The organism is Bradyrhizobium sp. (genome assembly GCF_022844465.1).
In the GTDB taxonomy this organism is placed as follows: domain Bacteria; phylum Pseudomonadota; class Alphaproteobacteria; order Rhizobiales; family Xanthobacteraceae; genus Bradyrhizobium.
Genome location: NZ_JALHLP010000012.1, coordinates 118,572 through 125,089, shown reverse-complemented (window position 1 = coordinate 125,089; position 6,518 = coordinate 118,572). Strand labels below are relative to the sequence as shown.

Below are 6,518 nucleotides of genomic sequence, written 5' to 3'. Positions count from 1 at the left end.
AATCGAGTGGGAGTAGGGGCCGGCAGCCCTATGGAAACAATCCGTCCTACCGGTTGGTTTGTGGGTGTTGGCTCAGGGATAGAAATGGCAAGGGACGGGCGGAAGTCGCTGCTGCAAATATCCGGCCAGCTAGCGTAGCACGCACGACGCCGCGATACCCGGGACTGCTCCCGCATGTTGCTGCTACAACCGTCCACCGCGCCGGTCACTCTTGCTGGAACGTCAGCTGCATACCCCCGCCGCTCCGTGTTAGGATTTCCCATCATCCCCCGGAGCCACCCTTCATGTCCGTCGCGACCGCCCCAAATCAACACACTCCGACCGCAGCCGACACCGATCCGGAAACCCTCGGCTTCATGCAGGGCTTTCCGCCGCCGCCGGACAAGACCATCACCTTCCATGACGGATCGTTCCGCAGCTTCCCCGAACTCCGCTGGGCCTGGAGCAATATCCGCCAGCTGGTGCCGACCGTGAATGTCTGGCGCGGGGCAGGGCCCGCGTCGGTATTGCCGCGCCAGGAGCATGACATCGGCGCGTCCGCATCGGTCACCATGGACGGGCGGCCGATGACGTTTGCGCGCATGCTCGAGGAGACCTATGCCGACGGCGTCGCCGTGCTGCACCGGGGCAAGCTGATCTACGAGCGCTATTTCGGCGCGCTGAAGCCGCACAAGCCGCACATCTCGATGTCAGTGACGAAATCGTTCACCGGCACGCTCGCCGGCATTCTGGTGGCGGAAGGCAAGATCGATCCGCAGGCGCCGGTCACGGACTATGTCCCGGAGCTGAAGGCGAGCGCGTTCGGCGACGCGCGCGTGCACGAGGCGATGGATATGACCACCGGCCTCGAATACACGGAAGTTTATACCGACAGGAATTCCGGCGTGTTCGGGCTGCGACGGGCGAACGGCATGGCGCCGATCGAGCCGGGCTATGAAGGCGCCACCGACATTTTCGATTTCCTGTGCGCGCAGAAGAAGCAGGGCGAGCACGGCAAGGCCTTCTCCTACAAGACCGTCAATTCCGACGTGCTGGCCTTTATCTGCCGGCGGGCGAGCGGCATGACGCTGTCCGATCTCTTATCCGAGCGGATCTGGATTCCGATGGGGGCGGAGGAGGACGCGCATTATCACGTCGACCGCATCGGCACCGAAAGCGGCGGCGGCGGGCTTTCGACCTGCCTGCGCGATCTCGCCCGCTTCGGCGAAGCCATCCGCAATCACGGCCGGTTCAACGGCCGCCAGATCGTGCCGTCCCAGATGGTAGAGGACATCGCCCGCGGCGGCGATCCCGCAAAGTTCAAGCCGGCGGGGTACACCACCTTGCCCGGCGCGTCGTACCGCAATCAATGGTGGATCACGCACAATGCGCACGGCGCCTACATGGCGCGCGGCGTTCACGGGCAGGGCATCTACATCGACCCGAAAGCCGAGATGGTGATCGCCCGCTATGCCTCGCACCCGGCCGCCGGCAACGCCGCCAACGATCCCGTGACGCTGCCGGCCTACATGGCGCTGGCAAAGGACCTCATGGCGGGGGGCTGATGCCCCCGCCAAGATGCCTGTCTCTATCCCCGCACCGCGGCCTCGATCTTCGCGACGTCGATCTTCTGCATCGTCATCATCGCCGCGAACGCGCGCTTGGCCACGTCGCCTCCCTCCGCCATCGCCTCGGTCAGGACGCGCGGGGTGATCTGCCACGACAGGCCCCATCTGTCCTTGCACCAGCCGCACGCGCTTTCCGTGCCGCCGTTGCCGACGATCGCGTTCCAGTAGCGGTCGGTCTCCGCCTGGTCGTCGGTGGCGATCTGGAACGAGAACGCCTCGCTGTGCTTGAAGACGTCGCCGCCGTTGAGACCGATGCAGGGTACGCCGCATACCGTGAACTGCACCGTCAGGACGTCGCCGGCCTTGCCGCCCGGATAGTCGGACGGTGCCTTGTGAACCGCGACGACCGTGCTGTCGGGAAAGGTGTCGGCGTAGAACCGCGCAGCCTCTTCGGCGTCATGATTGTACCATAGGCAGATCGTGTTCTTGTGCATCATGGCTCTCCTCGGTTTAGCGCTGGGTTCCTGGCAAAGGACGATCGAACGGCGTCGGCTCCGACATCAAGGAAGAATATTTTTCGTCAAGGCAAAGCGGCGTGCCGGTCAAGACCGCGGGCGTCATGGCGACGGCCGCACCTCTATTCTCTCGGTATGAAAGTTCCAGGTGAAACCGCGACCCGGCTCATCAACGGGTTGAAGGGCGTCAACCGGGTGGTGTATGGCGTCGCCTCAAAATCTCTGGAGACAATCGAATGGGAATGATCAGCCGCCTCGGAGCCGCCGACGGCGCGAAGATGCGCCGCCTGAACGCGCTGTTTGCCGAGGCGTTCGACGACACTGAACACTATGCTTCCAACCCGCCCGCCGGCTTCTATCTCGAAGCGCAGCTGGCCAACCCGGCGGTGATCGTGCTGGTGGCTGAAGCCGCCGACGGAAGTCTCAGCGGCGGGCTTGTCGCCTACGAACTGCCCAAGCTCGAACAGGCGCGCAGCGAGATCTACATCTATGATCTCGCCGTCGCCGAAAGCCAGCGCCGGCAGGGGATCGCCACCGCGCTCGTCGCCCGGCTTCGCACGATTGCCCGGGAGCGGGGCGCCTGGGTGGTCTATGTGCAGGCCGACTACGGCGACGAGCCGGCGATTGCGCTCTACACCAAGCTCGGCACGCGCGAGGACGTGATGCATTTCGACATCGCGGTCGGGGGCAAGGCCTAGCGAAACGGATTGACGATCTGCAGGCCTTCGTCGAGCGTCATGCCATGCTGCATGTCCTCCGACCAGAGCGTGTCGCAGCCCGCATTCAGCGCCGACGCGGCGATCATGGAGTCGTAGATCGAAAGGCCATATCGCTCGGCCAGCCGAAGTCCGGTTTGGTGGGTCTCGGCGGTGAGGGGGTGAACCTTGAGGGTGCCGCGCAACGCATCCAGGAAAGCATGCGTCTCGCCCCAGGACATCTGCATTTTCCGGCGCGCGACACTGGCAAGCTCGTTCAGGACTTGAACGCTGATGGAGCCGCCGCCGGCGATGGTCGCCTCCACCCGATCTGCTTTCGCGGCGTCGCCGGAAGCGAGATAAACCAGAACGTTGGTGTCGAAAAAGCTAGCGGGCATTCGCCTCGTCCCTGTCGAACTTGAAATCGGCAGGGAGACGGCCCCGGAAGGCACGAAGGCGTTTCAGCAGCTCGTCGCGGCCGGGCTTGCGCGCCACGCCGAACTGTCGCTCGCCCGCGACGTGGATTTCGATCTCGTCGCCTTCCTTCAATCCGAGCGCTTCGACCACAATGGCGGGAAGGCGAACCGCGAGGCTGTTTCCCCATTTGGCGACCTGCATGCCGGCTCTCCGTCAATTGATATACATAATTTCTAATGTATATCAATCGAGAAAAACGGTCAAGCCGCCGCCTGAACCTACTGCGCCGCCACCTTGGTGGATTTCGCGGCATCGCGGTCCATCACGCTCCGGCAGCCGGCGCTCAAATTGGCGCGCTGCTTGATCATGCAGGCCGTGATCTTCGGAATGTTGGGAATTTCCGAGCTGCAGAGGCGGAATGCGTCGCCGGTGCATTGCTGCTGCGCTTCGGAGCTGAAGGCAAGGCCGGCGCTGGACGAAAGGGCCGAAAACGAGCCGGCGAAGGCCAGCAGCAAGGCGGCCCGGCGGAGGGTGTTGGTGAAGGTCGCGCTCATGTTCGGCTCCATTGGTTCGATCTCTGATGCGCACACTCTGCTCCGATCGCGCGGCCGCAACTGTGACGTTCATCACAATGAAAATCCGCCGTCAGGCCATGGATTTGATCGTGTCGCGTTCCCAGAGCCCGCGCGCTTGCGGCGTGATCGCCACCTTCAGCACGCCGTCGCGCTGGTTGGCGAACAGCTCGTAGGCATTGACGATGTCGTCGAGCTTGAAGCGATGCGTCACCGGCGGCTTCAGATCGGCGCGGCCGGAGGCGATCACGCTCATCAGCCGCCGCATCCGCTTCTTGCCTCACGGGCACAGCGTGGTGACGATGCTGTGGTCGCCAAGGCCGGCTCAAGGGGATCGACATCGGGAATCGGCTTGTCGTCAAGAACGATCCGGCCCGGCTCGACAAAGATGGCGGCCTTCATCCTCGGCATGATTGCGCTTCCTTGAAGCGCAAACTCTCGCGCGCACGATCAGGAGAACTTCTGCCGGAAGCCGCGATGCCCATCCTTGACGTGGATCACCGTGATCTCGTGGTGCGGCATCTGATGCCGTGAGGGTTATTCGCGCGTTTGCTGTGCCGTGCTGTGACTTGACGCGGCGTCTGCAAGCGACGATTGAAAGAACGGGCCCCGCTTCAGGGCGTCCCCACGCCAACGACAACAGGAAGCCCCAAGGAAACCCGCCATGGCACGCGTGCGCTGCATCACCGAAATGGGCATGGGGGTCGACGTTCACGGACGCGACGCCACCAAGGCTGCCAGGCGCGCGGTGTCCGACGCCATCCGCCATTCCAGCCTCGGCTTCTTCCGGATGCTGGGCAAGACCGCACAAGACATGTTCGTCGAGGTCATCGTCGCCGTGCCTGAGCCGAGCGGCGTCGATGTCGCTGAAGTCGCCAGGGAGCTGCCGTACGGCACCGTCACCGTGAAGGCGGTGAAGGGAGGGCTCGAGGTGCCGGCGGAAACCGGCGGCGATTCCATCATCATCGCCAACGCCGCCGTTATCGTCAGTTTCGACGATGGCGCGACCCGCTAACCCTCCCGGCAGGAGCATCGCATGACGACGCAGGACAGCAGCACCTATTGGAAGCGGGCGCGGGTCGAACTGCGCGCCGCCGGATTCGATCCGGACCGCGCCGCCAGGACCAATGCGGTGGTGACGATTGCCAGCGCCTGGACCAACGCCCATCGCTGCAACAACCGCGTGCGCACCATCGCCGATCTCCTGGTCGAGATTCTCGCCGAGCGTGGCGGGCAGGGGCTGGTCGTGGGTGCGCCGGCGGTATCGGACGCGCTGACGCAGGGAACGCCGACCGCGGGCTACAGCCTCGTCTCGCGTGACGTCGTCGCCGACTGCTTCGAGATTGGCCACTTCGCCCATCATGGCGACGCCATGATCGTGATCTCCGGCTGCGACAAGACCGGCGCGGCGGCGCTGATGCCGCTGGCGCGCACCAACGCCTTCGGCCTCGTGCTCTATCCCGGCACCAGCACGCCGGGCCGCGTCTCGTTCGGGGCGTGGGCGGCAAAGGGCAACAATCTGACCATCATGGATTACGCCGAGGCCCGTGCCGCCAACGAATCCGGCCGGCTTTCCGGCGAGGAACTGCTGGAAGTCGAGCGCAACGTGATGCCCGGCAGCGGCACCTGCGGCGCGATGTTCACCGCCAACACCATGAGCACGATCGCCGAAGCGATCGGCATGATGCTGCCGCGCGGCGCCTCGCATCCGGCCGACTACGACGCCGGCAGCGACATTCACGCCGAGGTCCGGGCGCAGGCCCGCGCCTCGGTCGATGCGCTGTACGGGTTGATGCAGGCCGGCATCCGCCCGCGCGACATCATGACCGAGCGCGCCTTTGAGAACGCGATCACCACCGTCTACGCAATGGGCGGCTCGACCAACATGTATCTGCATCTGCTGGCGGTCGCCCGCGAGGCGGAGGTGCCGATCACCATCGAACGCATCCAGGCGGTCGGCGAGCGCGTCCCGCTGCTGGTCAACCTGCAGCCGCACGGGTCGTTCGCGATGGGCAGCCTGCATGCGATCGGCGGCGTGCCCGTGGTGATGAAGGAGCTGCTCCGCGCCGGCCTGCTGCATGGCGACGTCATGACGGTCACCGGCAAGACGCTGGCGGAGAATCTCGCTGGCGTCCCGTCGCTGGAACAGATCGGGCGCCAGGAGATCGTATTCCCGGTGGGAAAGCCGATCGCGCCGGCGAACAATCACATCAGCGTGCTGAAGGGCAATCTGGCGCCGGAAAGCTGCGTGCTCAAGCTGTCGGGCAAGACGCTGGAGAAAGGCCTGTTCCGCGGCACCGCGCGGGTGTTCGAGTCCGAGGCCGCGACGATGGCGGCGATCCGCGCCGGCGAGATCGTGCCGGGCAACGTCATCGTGGTGCGCAATGTCGGTCCCGTCGGCGGGCCCGGCATGCCCGAAATGGTGATGCTGACGATCCAGCTGCAGGGGCGGGGCCTCGCCGAAGACGTCGCGCTGATCACCGACGGCCGTTTTTCCGGCGTTTCGCACGGCATCCTGATCGGCCATGTCTCGCCGGAAGCCGCGCGCGGCGGTCCGATCGCCGCCGTCCGCGACGGCGACAGCATCGTGATCGACCCGCCGGCCCGCACCGTGACGCTGGAGGTCCCGGCCGAGGAGATCGCCAGGCGCATGGCCGATTGGCGTGCGCCGGCGCGGCTCGCCGCGGTGCGTCCGGGCTCGGTGCATGACAAGTACATCCGCCTGGTCTCCTCGGCGCATTACGGCTGCGTGCTTTGAACGGGGAGAAGGCG

Annotated in this window: 9 protein-coding genes and 2 pseudogenes; 5 read left to right on the top strand and 6 right to left on the bottom strand. The window is 65.2% G+C overall.

Annotation, left to right across the window (positions count from 1 at the left end; translation table 11 throughout):
• Positions 1–284 precede the first annotated feature (284 nt).
• Positions 285–1,544: a serine hydrolase gene (locus Q0D31_RS17795; protein ID WP_291853846.1), complete on the top strand. Its 1,260-nt coding sequence runs from the start codon at positions 285–287 to the stop codon at positions 1,542–1,544.
• A gap of 23 nt (positions 1,545–1,567) precedes the next feature.
• Here the strand turns inward: Q0D31_RS17795 and Q0D31_RS17790 are convergent, their stop codons facing one another.
• Positions 1,568–2,041 (bottom strand): VOC family protein, encoded by a 474-nt coding sequence (locus tag Q0D31_RS17790; protein ID WP_291853845.1) that lies wholly within the window; start codon positions 2,039–2,041, stop codon positions 1,568–1,570.
• Positions 2,042–2,197: 156 nt separating this feature from the next.
• Between Q0D31_RS17790 and Q0D31_RS24005 the strand changes: the two are divergent.
• Positions 2,198–2,308: pseudogene (locus tag Q0D31_RS24005) on the top strand (hypothetical protein); the annotation flags it as partial.
• Complete coding sequence (locus Q0D31_RS17785; protein WP_291853843.1) at positions 2,299–2,760, top strand: AAC(3)-I family aminoglycoside N-acetyltransferase; 462 nt, start codon at positions 2,299–2,301, stop codon at positions 2,758–2,760. The pseudogene Q0D31_RS24005 and the gene Q0D31_RS17785, both read left to right, overlap by 10 nt.
• On the opposite strand, the gene Q0D31_RS17780 is transcribed toward Q0D31_RS17785, so the two are convergent.
• From Q0D31_RS17780 to Q0D31_RS17760, 5 genes and pseudogenes are all read right to left on the bottom strand, one after another.
• A complete protein-coding gene (locus Q0D31_RS17780; protein WP_291853841.1) occupies positions 2,757–3,155 on the bottom strand; it encodes a PIN domain-containing protein in 399 nt (132 codons plus the stop codon). The genes Q0D31_RS17785 and Q0D31_RS17780 overlap by 4 nt on opposite strands.
• Positions 3,145–3,375: an AbrB/MazE/SpoVT family DNA-binding domain-containing protein gene (locus Q0D31_RS17775; protein ID WP_291853839.1), complete on the bottom strand. Its 231-nt coding sequence runs from the start codon at positions 3,373–3,375 to the stop codon at positions 3,145–3,147. Before Q0D31_RS17775 ends, Q0D31_RS17780 begins: the two co-directional genes overlap by 11 nt.
• 77 nt (positions 3,376–3,452) lie before the next feature.
• Positions 3,453–3,728, bottom strand: a complete 276-nt coding sequence (locus Q0D31_RS17770; RefSeq protein WP_291853837.1) for a hypothetical protein — start codon at positions 3,726–3,728, stop codon at positions 3,453–3,455.
• Positions 3,729–3,819: 91 nt separating this feature from the next.
• A pseudogene (locus tag Q0D31_RS17765) lies at positions 3,820–4,071 on the bottom strand (hypothetical protein); the annotation flags it as partial.
• Positions 4,002–4,157 (bottom strand): hypothetical protein, encoded by a 156-nt coding sequence (locus Q0D31_RS17760; RefSeq protein ID WP_291853865.1) that lies wholly within the window; start codon positions 4,155–4,157, stop codon positions 4,002–4,004. The pseudogene Q0D31_RS17765 and the gene Q0D31_RS17760, both read right to left, overlap by 70 nt.
• 253 nt (positions 4,158–4,410) lie before the next feature.
• Between Q0D31_RS17760 and Q0D31_RS17755 the strand changes: the two genes are divergently transcribed.
• On the top strand, positions 4,411–4,761 hold the full coding sequence (locus tag Q0D31_RS17755; protein ID WP_291853835.1) for a Lin0512 family protein: 351 nt from the start codon (positions 4,411–4,413) through the stop codon (positions 4,759–4,761).
• A 21-nt stretch (positions 4,762–4,782) separates the two neighbouring features.
• Complete coding sequence (locus Q0D31_RS17750) at positions 4,783–6,504, top strand: dihydroxy-acid dehydratase (RefSeq protein WP_291853833.1); 1,722 nt, start codon at positions 4,783–4,785, stop codon at positions 6,502–6,504.
• Positions 6,505–6,518 lie beyond the last annotated feature (14 nt).

Excerpts from the sequence above, each read along its gene's own strand:
- Q0D31_RS17795 (WP_291853846.1), top strand. The coding sequence starts at position 285 with ATGTCCGTCGCGACCGCCCCAAATCAACACACTCCGACCGCAGCCGAC.
- Q0D31_RS17790 (WP_291853845.1), bottom strand. The coding sequence starts at position 2,041 with ATGCACAAGAACACGATCTGCCTATGGTACAATCATGACGCCGAAGAG.
- Q0D31_RS17785 (WP_291853843.1), top strand. The coding sequence starts at position 2,299 with ATGGGAATGATCAGCCGCCTCGGAGCCGCCGACGGCGCGAAGATGCGC.
- Q0D31_RS17780 (WP_291853841.1), bottom strand. The coding sequence starts at position 3,155 with ATGCCCGCTAGCTTTTTCGACACCAACGTTCTGGTTTATCTCGCTTCC.
- Q0D31_RS17775 (WP_291853839.1), bottom strand. The coding sequence starts at position 3,375 with ATGCAGGTCGCCAAATGGGGAAACAGCCTCGCGGTTCGCCTTCCCGCC.
- Q0D31_RS17770 (WP_291853837.1), bottom strand. The coding sequence starts at position 3,728 with ATGAGCGCGACCTTCACCAACACCCTCCGCCGGGCCGCCTTGCTGCTG.
- Q0D31_RS17760 (WP_291853865.1), bottom strand. The coding sequence starts at position 4,157 with ATGCCGAGGATGAAGGCCGCCATCTTTGTCGAGCCGGGCCGGATCGTT.
- Q0D31_RS17755 (WP_291853835.1), top strand. The coding sequence starts at position 4,411 with ATGGCACGCGTGCGCTGCATCACCGAAATGGGCATGGGGGTCGACGTT.
- Q0D31_RS17750 (WP_291853833.1), top strand. The coding sequence starts at position 4,783 with ATGACGACGCAGGACAGCAGCACCTATTGGAAGCGGGCGCGGGTCGAA.